Genomic DNA, 17682 nt, shown 5'->3' with positions numbered 1-17682 from the left:
CCGGTTTCAGAAATTTCGCGGTTCTGTCATACTGTTTTTCAATCGCGTGAACCAGCCCACAGAAACCGAGGGAGGCACTTTGAACAGCGTTGGCGCGGAAGTTGAGAGCGAAGAACAGCAGACCGACCCGCTCAGCATCGGCAGAAGAATCCGCTTTTTTCGTAAGAAGCGCGGTTTGACCCTCAACGAGCTGGGGCAGGAAGTGGGGCGCGCGGCCTCGCAGATCTCAACGATCGAGAACGGCAAGCGAGAAACTTCTGTCACGCTCCTGGCCGCGATCGCGAAGGCGCTGAAGACGGACGTCTCCGAGCTCATCGACCCCGCTCCGATCGACGAACGACAGGCCCTGGAGTTGGAGGCCGAACGCAATCAGGCCTCCCCCATGTACTCTGCCCTCGGCCTGCCGCAGGTGCGGATCAAGTCGCTGCCGGCCGATGCCCTCGAGGCGATCGTGGGTCTCCAGCGACAGCTCGGCGAGGCCCTGGAACGGCGGGCGGCCACGCCGGAGGAGGCCAGGCGGGCCAACCGGGAGCTGCGGGAACGGATGAAAGAGAAGAACAACTACTTCGCCGACCTCGAGGCCACCGCCGCCGAGCTGCTCGACCTCGTCGGCTACGAATCCGGAACGGTGTCACAGCGGCAGACGGCACTCATCGCCGAGAAGCTCGGCTTCAGCCTCCACTACGTCTCCGACCTGCCCGAATCGACCCGGTCGATCTCGGATACTGCGAACAAGCGGCTGTATCTTCCCAATGCCGATGCCGCATTCGATCCGCGGTCGCACCTGCTCATGAGCCTCGCTCCGCATGTGCTCGGCTATGACTCCCCGAAGGACTTCCACGAATTCCTCCGGCAGCGCGTCGAGGCGAACTATCTGGCGGCCGCGATCCTGCTGCCCGAGTCCGCTGCCGTGCCGATGCTCGAGGAGGAGAAGAAGAAGCGGGTCCTCTCCGTCGAGCATCTGCGCGATATGTTCGGCGTCGGCTACGAGATGGCCGCCCACAGGTTCACGAACCTCGCCACCGAGCATCTCGGACTGCCGGTGCACTTCATGAAGGTCCACAATTCCGGCACGATCCACAAGGCGTACTCGAACGACGGGCTGCCGTTCCCCACCGATCCGCTCGGCGCGATCGAGGGACAGTTCGCGTGCAAACGCTTCACCTCGCGCACCGTCTTCCGCGTCGCCGACCGGTTCAGCCCCTACTACCAGTACACGGATACCCCGCACGGATCATTCTGGTGCACCGCCCGTGTGCTGCCCGGCGGTGACTTCGCCATCAGCGTCGGCGTCCCGTTCTCCCACGTCCGCTGGTTCGAAGGTCGAGAATCGCCGATCCGTTCGCAGTCCGGATGCCCGGATCCGTCCTGCTGCCGCCAGGCCCCGGATGACCTGGCCGAGAAATGGGAGGACCAGGCGCTGCCGTCGGCCCGCATGCACGCCTCCCTGCTCGCCGCAGTTCCGCCCGGAGCGGTGCCCGGAGTCGACGACACCGAGGTCTACGAGTTCCTCGAACGGCATTCCGACTGATCGACGGCACCGATCGACGGTGCAGAAACCCCTCGCCGAGGCGGCTCCCCCACTTCGGGTGCGCCCTGACCGACGTTGACTGGTGTTCGGCTCATTCCGCCAGGACTTCGGCGAGGCGGACGAGCATGAGTTCGCGCCACCACAGATATTCGTGTCCGCCCACGAACGGCCGAGGTGCGACGTCGATGCCACGATCGCCGAACTCTTTTGTCGCCTCGGCGACGGAATCGGCAATGACCGTCTCCAGAATCCCGTGGTCGACGCAGAATGTCGGACGGGCGGCGGTCGCCGTCCGGGTCTCCGACATCCGAGACTCCGGCCTCTCCGCGAGTCCGTCCGGATCATCGTCGGTGCTGTCCGGCGTGAGATCCCAGATCCTGCGCCCCTGGTCGTCGGTTTCCCAGAACGACGGCGAGAGGCAGATTCCGCGGAACGCCTCCGGATGCCGCAGGGAGAAGAACGCCGCAGCTAGGCCGCCGTACGAGGCACCCGCGACGATCGTGCGGGCCCAGACCTCCGGGGCCGTCTGACGAACGAGCGCGAGGACGTCGTCGCAGAACCGCGGATTCATCACGAGGTCATCGGCGCGCTGACCGACGGCCGCGTCCTCGTCGGGACCGTCGTCCCCGACGGGTGCATGGTCGACGGCGATGACCGCCGACGGCGGAGACACCAACTCGTCGATCGCGGCGAGCAGTCCCCCGCGGATGAACCGCTCTCCGTCGAAGACGACGAGCACCGGCGCCGAGGCGGGACTTCGCTGCGGTCGGTGGGTCCAGATCCGCCTCGGCGCGGAACCGAGGGTGATGACCTGTTCGTCGACGGCGGACCGACCAACGCCCTCCCCGCTGCGGGGGTCGGTCGCCGGACGGCCTCCACCGGTCCAGATCAGGGGCCGGGCATCGGGTGCGGCGAGTTCGAGGATCTGTTTCCTGCGCATGTCCGTGACCGTGCGCAGGCCGTGATCACCGGCGGGGACGAATCCTCGTTCGAGGACATCGAGCCAGGTCGGACGGTCGGCGACCTGGAGCCCGCGCGGCACGGGCAGGAAGCGAAGCGCCCCGCGATACCCCCGCGGAACCGCCAGCTCGATCGAGTACCTCGTCGCGTCGGCACTGTCGACATTCTGGCCGCCCTCGTCCCGGGCAGGGCGCCGGGTCATGATCCCGCCGGGCACATTCCGCCGGTCGGTGACTCCGTTGAGGTCGACGAAGATCTCCTGCTCGTCTCCGGGCGCCGCCTCGGCGGGGATGGCTGAGGCCGGAAGCCCCACCTGCAACGTCCAGTTCTCGTCCGGGCCGTTGTCTGTCCACGTGCACAGCGCGGGGAACGGTCGATCAGCGCGCAAAAGCGGTGTCCCTTTCACAGGTTGGCGGGCCGGTCTCAGCGGGCCGCGTTCTCGAAGGCCCGATCGACGATCGTTTCGGCAATCGCCAGCGCCGAGGTGGCCGCCCACTTGGGCACGGACCTGACCACGGTCAGCCTGCCGCGCCTGGTCATGGTGAGTTCGTCGATGAGTTCGCCGTCGGCGGTCATCGCCTGAGCCCGGACTCCGCGGGCCCCGGGCGCCACGGCGTTCGGGTCGAGCTCAGGGACGAAGCGGCGGATTCCGTCGACGAAGGCGGTCTTGCTCACCAGGGGTTTGACTCTGTGGGCCGCTGTCTTCGCTGTCTGCGCGGCGAACTTCCAGAAACCTTTGGAGCGGGCGGTCGAGGTGATGTCGGCGAGGTCGAACCCGTGCCGATCGTAGGCTTCACGACCGAGGGCGACGAAGGTGTTCGGTCCGAGGATGAGTCCGTCGTCGAGTCCCCGGACGATCGAGGTTTCGGTGAACGGGGCCTGTGGGTCGGGAACGGACCCGATGATGCCGCGGACCACCTCGGTGTCGGTGGCCGGGATTCGGTAGAAGTCGCTGGTGAAGGGCACAATCCTCGGTTCGGCGTCGAGTCCCGCGGCGACCGCGAGGCGATCGGCCTGGAGACCGGCGCAGACGATGACGATGTCGAAAGTGCCGAGCACTTCCTCGGCTGGCGCTTCGCTGCGCGACCTACTGCTGGGAACGTCACCGGCGCGCGATCCTGCGCCACCAGCGCGTGAGCCAGGGTCGCCGCTGCGCGAGCCGTCGCGATTGGCCCACGCGTCGGAGACCTTCTGCGTCCACTCGCCGAGCGTCGATTCGGCCTGTTTGAACCAATCCTGCTGTCCGAAGCGATCGCGCAGCTCATCTGCAATGCCGATGACGGGTTCGCGCCCCTCCTCACCGCGATATGTCCGCGGCCGGTCGCGGTCATGGACCTTGCCGTCGGCGCGGTCGCGGTCGTCGACGGCGTTCTCGCCCGACCCGTCCCGTTCGCCGGCCGTGTTCGCATCACGGTCGTCCTCATCGGACTCTCCGGCTGCGGCCCCATCCCCTGCCGGTGGGTCGTCCTTCGGAACGGGGCGCCCCCGCAGTCGGACTTCGTTGCTCATGGTGTCGAAGCCGGTGACCTCGGTGCCGAAGCGGAATGTCCCTCCGGCGGCGCGCACATCGGCGGCGAGCGCTGCGGTGAGCGCCGAGAAGTCGGCGATGGCCGCATGGGGTGAGAAGAGCCCGAGGACTCCTCTGACGGCCGGTTCGACGGCACCGATCTCGTGGCGTTCGAGCAGTCTGGCGCCGGGGACCTCATTGTCTGTGGCGCGGGCATAGATCTCTTCGAGGCGTTCGGCTTCGTCGGTGTTCTGGGCGATGAGCAGCTGCCCGCATTCCCGGTAGGGCACGCCTGCCTCGGCCATATAGGGAATGAGCAGCTGGAGGCCGCGTCGGGTGAGTTTCGCCTCCTCCGAACCTGGCTTCTGATCGAGTCCGGAATCGACGATTCCGGAGGTGTGGCCGCTCTGATGTGCAGCGACGGTCTCAGCCTTGTCGAAGACGGAGATCTCGGCGTCGGGGAACCTCGTGGTGACTTCGCGGGCGGCGGCGACGCCGAGGATGCCGGCACCGACGACGGCCACTCGTGAAATACTCATACAGCAATCTTGGCACCGTTCGGGGTGAAGGAGAAGGATGACGACCGTCTTGGAGTGGACCGGCAAGGCCGCTGCCTTCGCCCTCGGTCGCCGCCTCGTGGACTGTGCCGAAACCGAGCCCCGCCGCAGTGGGGCCGGACGGGAGCCCGGCCCCCACCTCGGGGACGGGAATTCCGGACGGGAGGGCCACCTCAGGGCGAGTAGGGGAACCCCTGAAGGAGATAGCCGCCTCGGCGATGGTCGTCCGCATCTGCGGGACGTCGACGGTACCGCTCGCCTTCCCGATCCGCACGAGAATCTGCTCGTCGTCGGGGACAATCTGCCCGCGCTGACCGCCCTGCTGGCCACGCATCGCGGGCAGGTCAAGGTCGTCTACATCGATCCCCCGTACAACACGGGCAACGCGCACACCTACAAGGATCACGGGCACGATCACGCCAGTTGGCTGTCGTTCATGACCCCGCGACTGCTGCTCGCGCGCGAGCTCATGCGCGAAGACGGAGTGCTGTTCCTCCACCTCGATGACAAGGAGAGTGCGTGGGCGCACCTGCTCGGGCACGAGATCTTCGGGGAGGACAATTCGCTGGGCACGCTCATCCATCAGCGCGCGAAGGGCGGCGGCAATGCCCGCTCCTTCGTGCGCGGGCACGACTATGTTCACGTGTGGGCCCGCGACTCGAGCCAGGTCGGGCCGTTCCTCACGGAGAAGAAGTCGCCGGCGAAGCTCGAGGTCATCGACGGCAGGCGGATGCTCGTGGAGACCGATGTGCTGCGCGCCGGGTTCGGTCGATATGCACGCGGATCCGAGAGGCGGCTGATGTACGAGGACATCATCGCCGTCAAGGGTGAGGGGAAACTCGCCGAGGTGGACGCGAAGCTGGCATCGGGCGAGTACATCCTGCGTCCCTGGGGCACAGAGGGCAAGCATGCGGTGGTGCGGGTGACCCCGGCGGAGAAGGCGAGTTCGAAGCTGTACTCGATCATCAAGGCGCTCGGCGGGCAGAATGATCTGGAGCCGTTGGGCTTGGCGGGGGTGTTCAGCTATCCGAAGCCGGTCGAGCTGGTCAAGGCGCTCGTGGCCTCGCAGACGTTCTTCGACCCCGATGCCATCGTCCTCGACTTCTTCGCCGGATCCGGGACCACGGCGCAGGCCGTGATGGCCGCGAACGAACGGGATCAGGGGTCCCGATCGTTCGTGCTCGTGCAGACCCCGGAGCCGCTGCGGTCGAAGACTGCGAAGGCCGTAGTGGTCGGTGACGGAACGGGCCGGACCAGCGACGCCGATTTCCCGACGATCAGTGAGCTCACCGCCGAACGCATCCGCCGCGCCGCCGCAGCCCACTCCCCCGGCCTGGACTTCACCCAGCTCGAGGTCAGCGAGGGCGAATAGTGGGCCACCCTACCCACCAGCCGGACACCTGAACACGACTCAGGTCAGCAGGAGCACCGTTCGCACCGCGAGTTCCGGACGATGCGTGACGGTTTTCGGGCGCTGCCCCCGCACGGATCGTCCGAAACTCGGCACAGGTACAGGCAGGGTTCGCGCGCCCAGATACCCCAGATACTGGAATCCTGCACGGCACCGGTTCTGAGACTCTGCGGGCGATCAAGCGGACTCCGCAGACAGCATTCGGGTCGGAGTCGTAGGCTCGAGGTGAGCCAGCTGCTCACCGACAACCACTGCCTCTGATGAAAAGGAGCAACCATGTCAGTCGTCGCCATCAACGCGCTCTCCGTCCCCGAACCAGCTCGCGCTGAACTCGAAAAGCGCTTCGCCGAACGCAAGCACTCCGTCGACGGGGCTCCCGGCTTCGAGGGCTTCCAACTGCTGCGTCCGGTCGCCGGCGGAGATCAGTACTTCGTCTACACCCAGTGGGCGACCCGCGAAGACTTCGAGAACTGGCGCGCCAACCGCTCATCCGCCCACGAGTCCGGCGGAAAGCAGCCGGTATCCGAGCAGGCGAACCTCCTCGAGTTCGAGGTCGTCGACCTCGGCGACTGACCTTCGCGACTGAGCTCAGCCACAGCGCCCCGATCGGGCGCACCTGACTCCGGGGCCGCCTCGGGGACGAGCCCTCGAGTACTCAAGCGCCGCCTCGGGGAATACCCCTCGAGAACTCACGGGCCGCCTCGGCGAGGGAATGCCAATCGTCCAAGGACGTCGGCCTATGCGTCGGCGTCCTTGTCCAATTCACTGAACGCTTCGACTTTCTTCGGGCTGCCGGCCACGAGGATCTCGTCGTCGGCGTAGAGCGTGACGTCCCGATCGGCGATGTCCCAGTGGGTGCCGCCGCGGCGTTTGAACGCGACGATCGTGACGTCGTACCTCGTGCGCAGCCCCAGTGAGGCCAAGGGCACGTCGGTCGTGCGCACCGGCGGAGTGGTGCGTGCCAGGACGAAGTCCTCGTCGATGGGCAGGAAGTCCGAGATATGTCCCCTGATCAGGTGGGCCAGGCGCCGGCCCATGTCGTTCTCGGGGCTGATGACGTTTCCGATGCCCAGCTGATGGAGGATCTCGGCGTGGGTTTCGCTGATCGCCTTCGCCCAGATGTGCCGATTGCCGAGCTTGAGGATCCGCGAGGCCACGAGGATGCTCGCTTCGAGGTCGCTGCCGATGGCGATGACGACGCGGGAGACCTCGTCAATGCCCAGCTGTCGCAGCACCACCTCGTCGGTGGCGTCGGCGCGGGAGGCATGGGCGAGGACATCAGCGAACTCGGCCACGACGGACTCGTCACGGTCGACGCCGATGACCTCGACTCCGTGCTCTGCGAGTTCGTGCGCCAGGGATCCGCCGAAGCGGCCGAGCCCGATCACGGCCACCGCTCCGTCCTTCGCCAGCGGCGAGGGGTCGCCGGTGAAGAACGACGCGGACCGCGCCATCCAGTTCTTCTTCTCGTTCATGGTCTTGTCCTTTCTGGGCCGCCTCGGCGGGGGTGTCGGCAGTCGTTGATTCGGCTCTCGATGGATCGGCCATCAGCCGATCAGCGGCCGTTCCTTCGGCAGTTCGTAGCGGATGGGGCGCTCACGCAGGGCCAGGCCGGACGCCACGGTCACCGGTCCCAGACGGCCGAGCGCCATGGTGAGGATGAGGATGATCTGGCTTGGCGCGGACAGGTCCGCGGTGATTCCGGTCGACAGACCGACCGTGCCGAAGCCGGAGATGACCTCGAAGAGGACTCGGCTGAGGCCGAATCTCGGGTCGCAGAGGAGGATGACCATCGTCGCCAGCAGCACCCAGCCGAGCGCGAGGACGATGACCGTCGTCGCCTGTCTGTGCACGTCACGGGAGATGCGGCGACCGAACAGGGTCACAGATCGTCCGCCGCTGATCTCCGTCCACGTCGTCGCCGCGAGCACCGCCATCGTCGTGATCTTCACACCGCCTGCCGTGCCCGCCGGTCCGCCGCCGATGAACATGAGGACGTCCATCCCGAACCAGGTCGCCGTGTGCATCTGGCTGATGTCGATCGAGTTGAACCCGGCCGTGCGGGTGATCGTCGATTGGAACGTCGCCGCTTGGATCTTCCCCCACGCGTCGAGGTGGCCCATCGTCGCGGCATTGTTCCACTCGATCACGGCGATGAAGATGGTGCCGCCGATGAGAAGAATTGGGGTGATGACGACCATGATCCGGGTGGTCAGACCCCATTTCAGCGGGGTTCGGTACCGCCGGACGAGTTCGATGAGGACGGGATAGCCGAGCCCACCGAGGATGACTGCCAGTCCGATCGGACCGCATATGAAGGGGTCGGCCACGTAATCGACGAGGTTGTCCTGACGGAGCCCGAATCCGGCGTTGTTGAACGCGGAGATCGCATGGAAGATCGCATCCCAGATCGCCTGTGGCACGGGTTCGTCGTAATGGAGGAAGAACCGGAGGAACAGCGCCGAGGCGACCACGAGCTCCGTGCCGAAGGTCAGTGCCGTGATGCGCAGGACGAGCGGCTTGACGCCGCCGATCGCGTCGCTCTTCGTCTCCGAGGCCACGGATTGGCGGAGCCGGAGTCCGGCCTTTCCAGCCAGCAGCAGGGCAAGCAGTGCGGTGAGCAGGAGGACGCCGAGACCGCCGGCCTGGATGAGGCAGATGATGACGAGCTGGCCGAAGAGCGTGAAGTCCTGACCGGTGTCGAGGACGACGAGTCCGGTGACGCTGAGCGCCGAGGTGGCTGTGAAGAGGGCTTTGAGCAGTGAGATGCCGCCGTCGGCGACCGTGGCCGCCGGGGTCATGAGCAGAGTGGTCCCGGTGACCAATGCTGCCAGGTAGCCCGCGATGACGCGGACGATCGCTGAGCGATGCGAGCTGTGCACCAGACGAAATGTAGCACCATCGCAACGGTTCGGCGTCGCGCGCAGTCAACTCACCGGTAACGGTCAGAATCCTGCTACTCTGCCTTATCGGAACAGCCGCGATCAGTCTCCTGCCCGCGGCGCGGTCCAGCACCTGTACAGTCCATCCACACTGAAGTGTCGAGGAACCCCATGAGTCAATCGCAGTCAACAACGACAGATCGAGACCACGGCTTCGTCAAAGCCCTCGGCTCGATCGATGCCCTCTTCATCGGCTTCGGCGCCATGATCGGCTTCGGCTGGGTCGTGCTCACCGGTGAGTGGCTGTCCGGCGCCGGCACCATGGGCGCCATCCTCGCCTTCGTCGTCGGCGGCATCATCATGTGCTTCGTCGGAACCGTGTACTCCGAACTCGTCGCAGCCATGCCGCATGCCGGCGGTGAGCACAACTACCTCATCCGGGCAATGGGGCCACAGGTGTCCCTCTTCGGTTCGTGGGCGATCACCGGCGGCTACATCAGCGTCGTCATGTTCGAAGCCGTCGCCGTGCCGAAGACCGCTCTCTACCTCTTCCCGAACCTCGAGTTCGTCAAACTGTGGACGATCGCCGACTTCGATGTGTATCTCACCTGGGCGCTCGTCGGCACGGTCACCGCGATCATCATCTCCTGGATCAACATCCGCGGTGTCAAGGTCGCGTCCCTCGTCCAGACCTTCGTCGTCTCCTTCCTCATCATCGTCGCCCTCATGCTCCTGGCCGGCGGACTGGTCGGCGGAGAAGCCGCCAACGCCGAGCCGCTGTTCACCGGCGGAGGTTCAGGTTTCATCGCCGTCGTCGCGGTCGTGCCGTTCCTCTTCGTCGGCTTCGACGTCATCCCGCAGTCCGCTGAGGAGATCAACCTGCCGCCGAAGAAGATCGGCAAACTCGTCGTCGCCTCGGTGTTCATGGCAATCGCCTTCTACGTCATCATCATCTGGATGACGTCGCTGGCCATGCCCGCGTCTGAACTGGCCGCGCACGATCTCGTCACCGCGGACGCACTGGCAGCCATGTTCAATTCCGCGTTCTGGGGCAAGCTCGTCATCGCCGGCGGTCTGGCCGGAATCATCACTTCGTGGAACGCCTTCCTCATGGGCTCGTCCCGCCTCATGTGGGCGATGGCTACGGCCGGAATGATCCCCGCCTGGTTCGGCAAACTGCACCCGCGCTACCGCACCCCGGTCAACTCGATCCTCTTCATCGGAGCGCTCTCCGCCCTGGCACCGTTCCTCGGTTCGGCGGCCTTGGGATGGATCGTCGACGCAGGTTCGCCGGCGATCGTCATCGCCTACTTCCTCGTCAGCGTCGCGTTCCTGGTCCTGCGCAAGCGCGAACCGGCGATGGACCGTCCGCTGCGCATCGGCGGCCAGGGCAACTCCGGTTTCACCATCGGTGTCATCTCGGCCGTGCTCACGCTCATCCTGTTCGTCCTCTACCTGCCGATCACCCCGTTCTCTGCCCAGCTCGCGTGGCAGTCGTGGGCGATGTTCGGTGTGTGGCTGATCATCGGCATCGTCTTCATGTTCCGGCTGCCGCGCGGCGTCAAGGCAGGCCCGAACGCCGAGAACGAGCTCCTCGCGAAGGTCAAGGCGCTGCGCGGAAAGTGATCGCGGGAGCTATCCCTCACCGCTAGCGGCACTCCGCACCGTTAGCTGCACACCGCACCAGTGCTCGCACCCCTCACCTTCAGCGACACATCACCCCTTTGCAACGGGGTGGTGAGCCACTGAGAGTGAGGGGTGCTTCGCTATATGTAGGAGGTGCCACTAAGGGTGAGGGGTGCCGGCATTGCCAGCGGGAGGATTCGGCACTTGCGGTGCGTGATGCCGACGCTCTGCGGACCGAGTTGCGCCCGAACACTCGCGAGCGACCAAACGCGCCGACCGCGCGTACGTCTCTTGCCATGCGAACGCGGCCGCCGGCTTTGCGCAACGGCGACCGCGCTCGGTCTGGGGAGGTGAGCCGACTCAGACGGCGGCGTCGAGGCCGCGCATCTTCAGACGCTCACGCTGGTTGGGGTTCACGCTCGGGCGGAACGGCATTTCGACCACCTCGGCGCGCACCGGGACTCCGGGATCATCTGCGAACGGCTCCGGCAAATGCACCCAGTATTCGGTGCCGAGCTCGGTTGCCGACACCGGCACATGGGCCATCGCGATATTCGCTTCGAGTTCCGGCGAATACCACGGCGAGGTCACGTACCCGACCGCCTCACCATCAGCACTGGCGGAGACGAGCCAGAAGTCGGGCGCGTAGTCGGTGATCGGCTTCCCGCCGACCAGCAGACCCACCAGCTGTGTGCGATACGGAGGAGTTCCGGCTTCGATGAGCCCACGCACCTCTTCGAGCCTGGCCTTGCCGATATAGTCGGCCTCCTTCTTCCGGGGCACCTGGTACGACAGGTTGACCTGGAACGGGAGTGTCTCGAAGTCCATGTCCTGCCCCCACGAGAGGATGCCCGCGGCGATCCTGCGGTGGTGGCTGGGAGCGACGACCTTGAGGTTGTACGGTGCGCCGGCTTCCAGGACGGCGTTCCACATATCCTCGGCGTACTTCGTCGCATCCTTGAGATAGATCTCGTAGCCCTTCTCACCGGTGAATCCGGTCTGGGAGATGATGACGTCACGCCCGCCGACCTGGGCTTCCATGAGTCCGTAGCTGGGCAGCGTGCGCCCTTCCTCCCCGACGAGGTCGGCGATGACGTCGACGGACTTCGGGCCCTGGACCTGCACGGGCGCGACGTCGATCTCAGAGATCGTAACGTCGAATCGGCCGCCGACATTGACTCCCTGCAACCAGAGCATGAGGTCGGTGTCGGAGAGGCTGAACCAGAATTCGTCGATGCCGACCCGCAGCAGGATAGGATCGTTGAGAATGCCGCCGGCCTCATTGCACAGGATGACGTAGCGGGCGCGCATCACCGGGATCTTCGTTGCGTCACGGGTGATGACGAAGTTGACGAACGCCTCGGCGTCGGGACCCTTGACCTGGATCTGCCGCTCGACGGCGACGTTCCACAGGGTCACATCGTTGACGAGGGACTGGTACTCGGCCATCATCCCGCCCTCGTCGCGGGGGATGTAGCCACGCGGGTGGTACATCCGATTGTAGATCGACGCCCGCCAGCAACCCTGCTGCATGGACAGTTCCCAGTAAGGGGACTTGCGGACACGGGTGTCGATGAGCATTTCGACCGGGGTCGGGCCGGACTGACGTAGGTTGATCGGAACTTGCCTGTCACTTTGGTCCACTGTGGGGACATTCTTGTCCATGGTGCTCCCCCTGCTCGCACAGTTTTATATTATGGAACTCAATTCCCATATCATGGGTACAATGAGTGTAGGATCGAAGACCCCGGGACGCAAGGAACTCGCACATGCGAGTTTCATGAATCGACCTCCGAGAAGGAGACGAGGATGTCACAGTCAACGTTGCGCAGGCTGCTGAGCACCGCCCGCTACGAGGTTCTGCCCACGGCCGGGATCGTCGAACGCATCGAGGAGTACGTGGCACCGGGCCGCGAGATCACGGTGACCGCGTCGACGGGGCTGACCCTCGAGGCGACGCTGTCCACGGCCGAACAGCTCCAGGCCCTGGGCTTCCGTGCCGTGCCGCATATCGCGGCACGGATGATCCATGGTCGTCCCGAGCTCACGGAGATCGTCGATCGCCTCGCCGAGGCGGCTGTGGACCGGATCTTCGTCCCCGCGGGGGACGCCACTCCCCCGGCCGGCGGGTACGTCGGTGCTCACGACCTCCTCGTCGATCTCTCTTCCATGGCCGCACCGTTCCAGCACATCGGCGTCAGCGCCTATCCGGAATCGCATCCGATCATCCCCGACGATGTGACGATCCAGGCCATGTGGGACAAACGCGACTACGCCACGCACCTGGTGTCGAATCTGTGCTTCGACCCGGCACTCGTCGCCTCGTGGGTGGCCAGGGTGCGATCGCGCGGCATCGAGCTGCCGCTGGTCCTCGGCATCGCCGGGAAGGTGGAGTTGGCCAAACTCGCCCGAGTCGCGACGAAGATCGGGGTGGGTGAGTCCACGCGGTTCCTGCGGAAGAACACGGCGACCTTCACGCGGATGGCCAAGCCCGGCGGATACAACCCGCGGAAGTTCCTCGACAAGCTCGGCCCGGTCCTCGACGACCCGGACATGGGCGTCGCCGGTCTGCACATCTATACGTTCAATCAGATCAAGGACACCGAGGTCTGGCGCCGCAAGCAGCTCGCGGCCCTCGGCGGCGCCGAAGAGGTCTCAAATCTGACGTGAGCGGGCCCGAATCGCCTTCGCCTCGCAGAGTTCAGGTCACTATCGGACACGGCCACACAAATATAGGTCGCAATCGGATACTTTCAACGCCGAAGAGTATCCGTTGGTGACCTATTGTCGGCTCGCCTACCGGTGGGTGACCTTGCGTTTGAGACTGCGCGAGAGCAGTCCCGCCTCGTCGACGAGCAGCGCACCGAGGCGATCGTGGTGTTCGGCGATGCGCATCGTCGGTCCGGAGATTCCCACGGCTGCGACGACGTCTCCGTCGATGCCGAACACCGGTGCAGCCAGAGCATCGAGTCCGATCTCGAACTCCTCGTGGACGATGGCGAATCCGCGCTCGCGCACCACATCGAGGTCGTCGGTGAGTTCCTTGCGTGAGCCCAATGTCTTCTCGGTGCGGCGCTCCAGCCTGCCGGTCGGCAGCGGGATGACGTCGTAGGCGAACATGACCTTGCCCAGAGCCGAGCAGTGCGGCGGCACCTCGACATCGGCCCAGTTCGTGGCGCCGAGGACGAATGTCGAATCGACCTGGGCGACCTGGACGACTCCTTTGGGTCCCGGCATGGCGAGGTTGACGGTCTCACCGGTCTCCTCGCTGAGGCGCTGCAGAGTCGGATCGGCCGCAGCGACGAGGTTCTCCACCCGGTCGAAGCGGGAAGCATAGGTCGCGAACAGCGATCCGCCGCGGTAGAGGCCGTCACCGTCACGCTCGACCAGACCGTTGCGTTCGAGGGCGGAGAGCAGACGCGAGACTGTCGACCGAGCCAATGCGGTCTCTTCGACCACCTCGGTGTAGGAGATCGGGTCGTCGGACCTCACGACCAACGACAGAATCTCTGCCGCCCGGTCGATCGACTGGGTCCCATTGCTCATCGTGCTCAGCTCCGTCGGGGAAAGGGGGTCGGCGGAATCGAGGCCCACCGACCGCACTCACCCTACCCCACGCCCTCAGACTCTGGCCGGGTTGCGCGTCGTGAGTTACAGTTTCGAAATGAGCAACAAAGATGCGGGCTCAGGCGGCGTCCAATCCGTGGATCGAGCCGTGACGATCCTCGAGATCATCGCCCGCACGGGGCTCGCCGGGATCACCGAGATCGCCGGTGAACTCGGCGTGCACAAGTCGACGGCTTCACGCATCGTCTCCACCCTCGAAGCCCGCGGACTCGTCGAACAGGACCACCACCGGGGCAGATATCGCCTGGGCCTGTCCATCCTCCGCCTCGCCGGAGCGACGACCGCGCGCCTCGACATCGTCCAGGAGGCTCGCCCGATCACCAAGATGCTCGCCGAGGCGACCGGCGAGACGATCAACGTCGCCGTCCTCTCCGACGGTGCCGCGCTCTACCTCGATCAGGCCTCGTCGACAGCCTCGTTGCAGAGCCACAACTGGGTCGGTCAGCGCATTCCGCTGCACGCGACTTCCAACGGCAAGGTCCTGCTCTCGGGCCTGAGCGAGGCAGGCATCCGCGAGACCCTGGGCGCGAAGCTGACCCGCTACACTCCGCACACCGTGACCTCGGCTGCGCAGCTGCTCACCCAGATCGCCGAGGTGGCCACCACCGGATTCTCGCTCGTCGTCGATGAGCTCGAGGTCGGGCTGACCGCAGTGTCCGCTCCCGTGCGCAATGCCCACGGGGACGTCATCGCGTCGATCTCGGCCTCGGGACCGAGCTTCCGCTTCACCGAGGACAAGGTCGCCTCGGCGAGAGACCTGCTCACTCAGGCCGCCGCCGACATCTCGGCTCGCCTCGGATGGCGCGAACACTGAACCGCACAAAGCCGGCACCCCACGAAATCGGAACCGCCGAAATCGACACTGACGCACTGACGCACTGACGCACTGACGCACTGACGGCAGTTTCACTGCTCAGCTCTGCCTCGAATCGGTCACGGCCCAACCTCTTGACACTCCCGCCTCGGCGGAGGACGATCATCGTACGCAGTTCCACATAGCGCGCATCGTTGCATAATTCGCAACGATGCCGGTGAAGGCGAAGATGCCTTCAGAGAGGAGCCTGCTCATGGCTTCCGTCCCCGCCCAGGCCAGCGTCGTCGTTGTCGGAGCCGGCATCGTCGGCAACAGTCTCGTCCATCACCTCGCCGAGCTCGGCTGGACCGATATCGTCCAGGTCGACAAGGGTCCGCTGCCGAATCCGGGCGGTTCGACCGGGCACGCCTCGAACTTCATCTTCCCCGTCGATCACTCGCGTGAGATCACCGACCTCACCCTCGACAGCATGCGCCAGTACAAGGAACTCGGCGTCTTCACCGAATCCGGCGGCTTCGAGGTCGCCCGCACCGAAGAGCGCATGGAGGAGCTGCGGCGGCGCATGGCTTCGGCACGCGCGTGGGGCATTGAATCCTCCCTCGTCACCCCTGCCGAGGTCGCCGAGAAGGTGCCGTTCCTCGATCCCGGGGTCATCCTCGGCGCGTTCTGGACTCCGACCGTCGGGGTCGTCGATTCGGTCCGGGCGGGCACGATGATGCGCGAGTCCGCAGAAGCGAAAGGTGCGCTCACGGTCTCACCCAACACCGAGGTGACCGGCATCGATGTCGAGGACGGGCAGATCGCGGCCGTGCACACGACGAAGGGCGAGATCGCAACGAACCGCATCCTCATCGCCTGCGGTGTCTGGTCCCCGCGCATCTCCGCCATGGCCGGGGCCGCGATCCCGCTGACTCCGGCGGTCCACCAGATGATCAGCGTCGGGCCCGTCCCGCAGCTGGCCGAACGTCCCGGCGAGATCTCGTTTCCGATCGTGCGGGACATGGACACCTTCTGCTACGAACGTCAGCACGGCTCGGACATGGAGATCGGCTCCTACGCCCACCGGCCGATCCTCCACGACCCCGATGAGATCCCCTCGATCGAGGCGGCGAAGCTCTCGCCCACGGAGATGCCGTTCACTGATGAGGACTCCGATCCGCAGCTCGAACAGGCCGTCGAACTCATGCCCGAGGTGCTGTCGAATCCGGACGTCGAGATCCGCTATGCCATCAACGGCCTGCTCTCACTGACTCCGGACGGGGCGCCCATCCTCGGCGAATCGCCCCAGGTGAAGGGTTTGTGGTCGGCGGCGGCCGTGTGGGTGAAGGAAGGTCCGGGAGTCGGACGGGCGGTGGCCGAGTGGATGACGAACGGGTTGCCGGAGATCGACGTGCAGGGTGCCGACATCGCTCGCTTCCACTCTCATCAGCGCACCTGTGCCCATGTCAGAGCTCGCACGTCTGAGGCGTTCAACAAGACCTATGGGATCGTCCATCCCGGCGAGCAGTGGAGTTCCGACCGTGACGTCCGCCGCTCCCCGATGTGGCAGCGCGAGGCCGATCTCGGGGCCGTGTTCTTCGAAGCCGGCGGGTGGGAGCGGCCGCAGTGGTATCAGTCGAATACCGGTCTGCTCGAGGAGTTCGGTGACGCAGTCATGGACCGCAGCGCCGAATGGGATTCCCGCTGGTGGTCGCCGATCATCAACGCCGAGCATCTGGCGATGCGGCGGCGCGCCGGGCTCGTCGACCTCTCGAGCTTCGTCATCTTCGACGTCTTCGGCCCGGCCGCCCTCGACGCCGTCCAGCACATCGCCCTGGCTCAGATGGATGTCGCCATCGGTCGGGTCGTCTACACCCCGATCCTCGATGAGAACGGCGGCTTCCGTTCCGACCTGACGATCATGCGACTGGCACACGACCGGTTCCGCGTCGTCACGGGTGCCGCTCACGGAATGGTCGATCTGAAATGGTTCGCCGACCGGCTGCCCGATACGGGGGCGCGGACCGCCGATCTCACGAGTTCGTGGACGACGATCGGGTTGTGGGGACCGCGAGCCCGCGACATCCTCGGCGGTCTCACCAGTGCCGATGTCTCCCATGAGGGGTTCAAGTTCGGCACCGCCCGGACGATTGAAATCGGCTCGCTCGAGCTGCTCGCATCCCGCATCTCCTATGTCGGCGACCTCGGTTGGGAGCTCTACGCACCGATGGAATCGGGGCTGAAGCTCTGGGACGCGCTCATGGACGCCGGCGACGAGCACGGACTGCTCCCTGTCGGACTCGGCGTCTACGGCACCACCGGTCGGATCGAGAAGGGCTACCGTGCATTCGGCGCCGAGCTCGATTCCGAACGCAGCGTCGTCGAGGTCGGGATGGCCCGCCCGAAGGTGAAGTCCCAGGACTTCGTCGGCAAGGCCGCTCATCTGCGCCACCGCGAGGAGGAGCCGAAGACGGTGCTGTGCTCGCTCACCGTCCACGACCATACGAGCTCCAGCGGGGAGCGACGGTACATGCTCGGCGGGGAACCCATCGTCTCCGCGGACGGCGATCCTCTGGTCGACGGGCACGGTCGCCACTCCTATGTCACCTCGGCGGGGTCGGCCCCCAGCCTGGGCAAGCACGTGCTCATGGCGTTCCTCCCGCCCGCCGAGGCGGTGCTGGGCAACCGTCTGCAGGTCGTGTACATGGAGGAGTTCTATCCCGTGACGGTGGCGTCGGTCGATTCGACGCCGCTGTTCGACCCCGACAACGAGTGCATCCGGAGGTAG

At 65.7% G+C, this 17682-nt stretch carries 13 protein-coding genes; 7 read left to right on the top strand and 6 right to left on the bottom strand.

What is annotated here, in order from left to right; translation table 11 throughout:
- Positions 1-79: 79 nt before the first annotated feature.
- Entirely contained in the window at positions 80-1531 is a 1452-nt protein-coding gene (locus tag SB749_RS06950; protein ID WP_410709687.1) for a helix-turn-helix domain-containing protein, read from the top strand.
- Positions 1532-1622: 91 nt separating this feature from the next.
- On the opposite strand, the gene SB749_RS06945 is transcribed toward SB749_RS06950, so the two are convergent.
- Together SB749_RS06945 and SB749_RS06940 are read right to left on the bottom strand one after the other, a co-directional pair.
- Positions 1623-2879: an alpha/beta hydrolase gene (locus SB749_RS06945; RefSeq protein ID WP_410709686.1), complete on the bottom strand. Its 1257-nt coding sequence runs from the start codon at positions 2877-2879 to the stop codon at positions 1623-1625.
- Between the two features lie 35 nt (positions 2880-2914).
- Positions 2915-4537 carry an FAD-dependent oxidoreductase gene (locus SB749_RS06940; RefSeq protein WP_410709685.1) on the bottom strand — a complete coding sequence of 541 codons (1623 nt, stop codon included), beginning with the start codon at positions 4535-4537 and terminating at the stop codon, positions 2915-2917.
- A 37-nt stretch (positions 4538-4574) separates the two neighbouring features.
- On the opposite strand from SB749_RS06940, the gene SB749_RS06935 reads away from it, so the two are divergent.
- The gene (locus SB749_RS06935) at positions 4575-5927 is read left to right on the top strand and encodes a site-specific DNA-methyltransferase (protein WP_410709684.1); all 1353 of its coding nucleotides are present in this window, start codon (positions 4575-4577) and stop codon (positions 5925-5927) included.
- A gap of 315 nt (positions 5928-6242) precedes the next feature.
- On the top strand, positions 6243-6539 hold the full coding sequence (locus tag SB749_RS06930) for an antibiotic biosynthesis monooxygenase family protein (RefSeq protein WP_370036122.1): 297 nt from the start codon (positions 6243-6245) through the stop codon (positions 6537-6539).
- A gap of 164 nt (positions 6540-6703) precedes the next feature.
- Here the strand turns inward: SB749_RS06930 and SB749_RS06925 are convergent, their stop codons facing one another.
- Positions 6704-7441, bottom strand: a complete 738-nt coding sequence (locus SB749_RS06925) for a potassium channel family protein (RefSeq protein ID WP_167193599.1) — start codon at positions 7439-7441, stop codon at positions 6704-6706.
- Positions 7442-7513: 72 nt separating this feature from the next.
- Positions 7514-8848: a TrkH family potassium uptake protein gene (locus SB749_RS06920; RefSeq protein ID WP_410709683.1), complete on the bottom strand. Its 1335-nt coding sequence runs from the start codon at positions 8846-8848 to the stop codon at positions 7514-7516.
- A gap of 171 nt (positions 8849-9019) precedes the next feature.
- Between SB749_RS06920 and SB749_RS06915 the strand changes: the two genes are divergently transcribed.
- A complete protein-coding gene (locus SB749_RS06915; protein WP_410709682.1) occupies positions 9020-10474 on the top strand; it encodes an APC family permease in 1455 nt (484 codons plus the stop codon).
- Between the two features lie 360 nt (positions 10475-10834).
- Here SB749_RS06915 and SB749_RS06910 read toward each other — a convergent pair whose 3' ends face one another.
- Positions 10835-12139 (bottom strand): glycine cleavage T C-terminal barrel domain-containing protein, encoded by a 1305-nt coding sequence (locus SB749_RS06910; protein WP_410709681.1) that lies wholly within the window; start codon positions 12137-12139, stop codon positions 10835-10837.
- A gap of 144 nt (positions 12140-12283) precedes the next feature.
- On the opposite strand from SB749_RS06910, the gene SB749_RS06905 reads away from it, so the two are divergent.
- Positions 12284-13144 (top strand): methylenetetrahydrofolate reductase, encoded by an 861-nt coding sequence (locus SB749_RS06905; RefSeq protein ID WP_410709680.1) that lies wholly within the window; start codon positions 12284-12286, stop codon positions 13142-13144.
- Positions 13145-13270: 126 nt separating this feature from the next.
- Here the strand turns inward: SB749_RS06905 and SB749_RS06900 are convergent, their stop codons facing one another.
- A complete protein-coding gene (locus SB749_RS06900) occupies positions 13271-14020 on the bottom strand; it encodes an IclR family transcriptional regulator (RefSeq protein WP_264800406.1) in 750 nt (249 codons plus the stop codon).
- 118 nt (positions 14021-14138) lie between these two features.
- On the opposite strand from SB749_RS06900, the gene SB749_RS06895 reads away from it, so the two are divergent.
- Together SB749_RS06895 and SB749_RS06890 are read left to right on the top strand one after the other, a co-directional pair.
- Positions 14139-14915: an IclR family transcriptional regulator gene (locus SB749_RS06895; protein WP_410709679.1), complete on the top strand. Its 777-nt coding sequence runs from the start codon at positions 14139-14141 to the stop codon at positions 14913-14915.
- Between the two features lie 253 nt (positions 14916-15168).
- Positions 15169-17682, top strand: a complete 2514-nt coding sequence (locus SB749_RS06890; RefSeq protein WP_410709678.1) for a GcvT family protein — start codon at positions 15169-15171, stop codon at positions 17680-17682.

Source organism: Brevibacterium sp. SIMBA_078, assembly GCF_046534565.1.
Taxonomy (GTDB): Bacteria; Actinomycetota; Actinomycetes; order Actinomycetales; family Brevibacteriaceae; genus Brevibacterium.
The sequence above is the reverse complement of the archived record's forward strand: the minus strand, read 5'-3'. Positions and strand labels throughout refer to the sequence as shown.

What these genes read in the sequence shown, in the direction of transcription:
- SB749_RS06940 (WP_410709685.1), bottom strand. Translation starts at nt 4,537, where the DNA reads ATGAGTATTTCACGAGTGGCCGTCGTCGGTGCCGGCATCCTCGGCGTC.
- SB749_RS06935 (WP_410709684.1), top strand. Translation starts at nt 4,575, where the DNA reads ATGACGACCGTCTTGGAGTGGACCGGCAAGGCCGCTGCCTTCGCCCTC.
- SB749_RS06930 (WP_370036122.1), top strand. Translation starts at nt 6,243, where the DNA reads ATGTCAGTCGTCGCCATCAACGCGCTCTCCGTCCCCGAACCAGCTCGC.
- SB749_RS06925 (WP_167193599.1), bottom strand. Translation starts at nt 7,441, where the DNA reads ATGAACGAGAAGAAGAACTGGATGGCGCGGTCCGCGTCGTTCTTCACC.
- SB749_RS06915 (WP_410709682.1), top strand. Translation starts at nt 9,020, where the DNA reads ATGAGTCAATCGCAGTCAACAACGACAGATCGAGACCACGGCTTCGTC.
- SB749_RS06910 (WP_410709681.1), bottom strand. Translation starts at nt 12,139, where the DNA reads ATGGACAAGAATGTCCCCACAGTGGACCAAAGTGACAGGCAAGTTCCG.
- SB749_RS06905 (WP_410709680.1), top strand. Translation starts at nt 12,284, where the DNA reads ATGTCACAGTCAACGTTGCGCAGGCTGCTGAGCACCGCCCGCTACGAG.
- SB749_RS06900 (WP_264800406.1), bottom strand. Translation starts at nt 14,020, where the DNA reads ATGAGCAATGGGACCCAGTCGATCGACCGGGCGGCAGAGATTCTGTCG.
- SB749_RS06895 (WP_410709679.1), top strand. Translation starts at nt 14,139, where the DNA reads ATGAGCAACAAAGATGCGGGCTCAGGCGGCGTCCAATCCGTGGATCGA.
- SB749_RS06890 (WP_410709678.1), top strand. Translation starts at nt 15,169, where the DNA reads ATGGCTTCCGTCCCCGCCCAGGCCAGCGTCGTCGTTGTCGGAGCCGGC.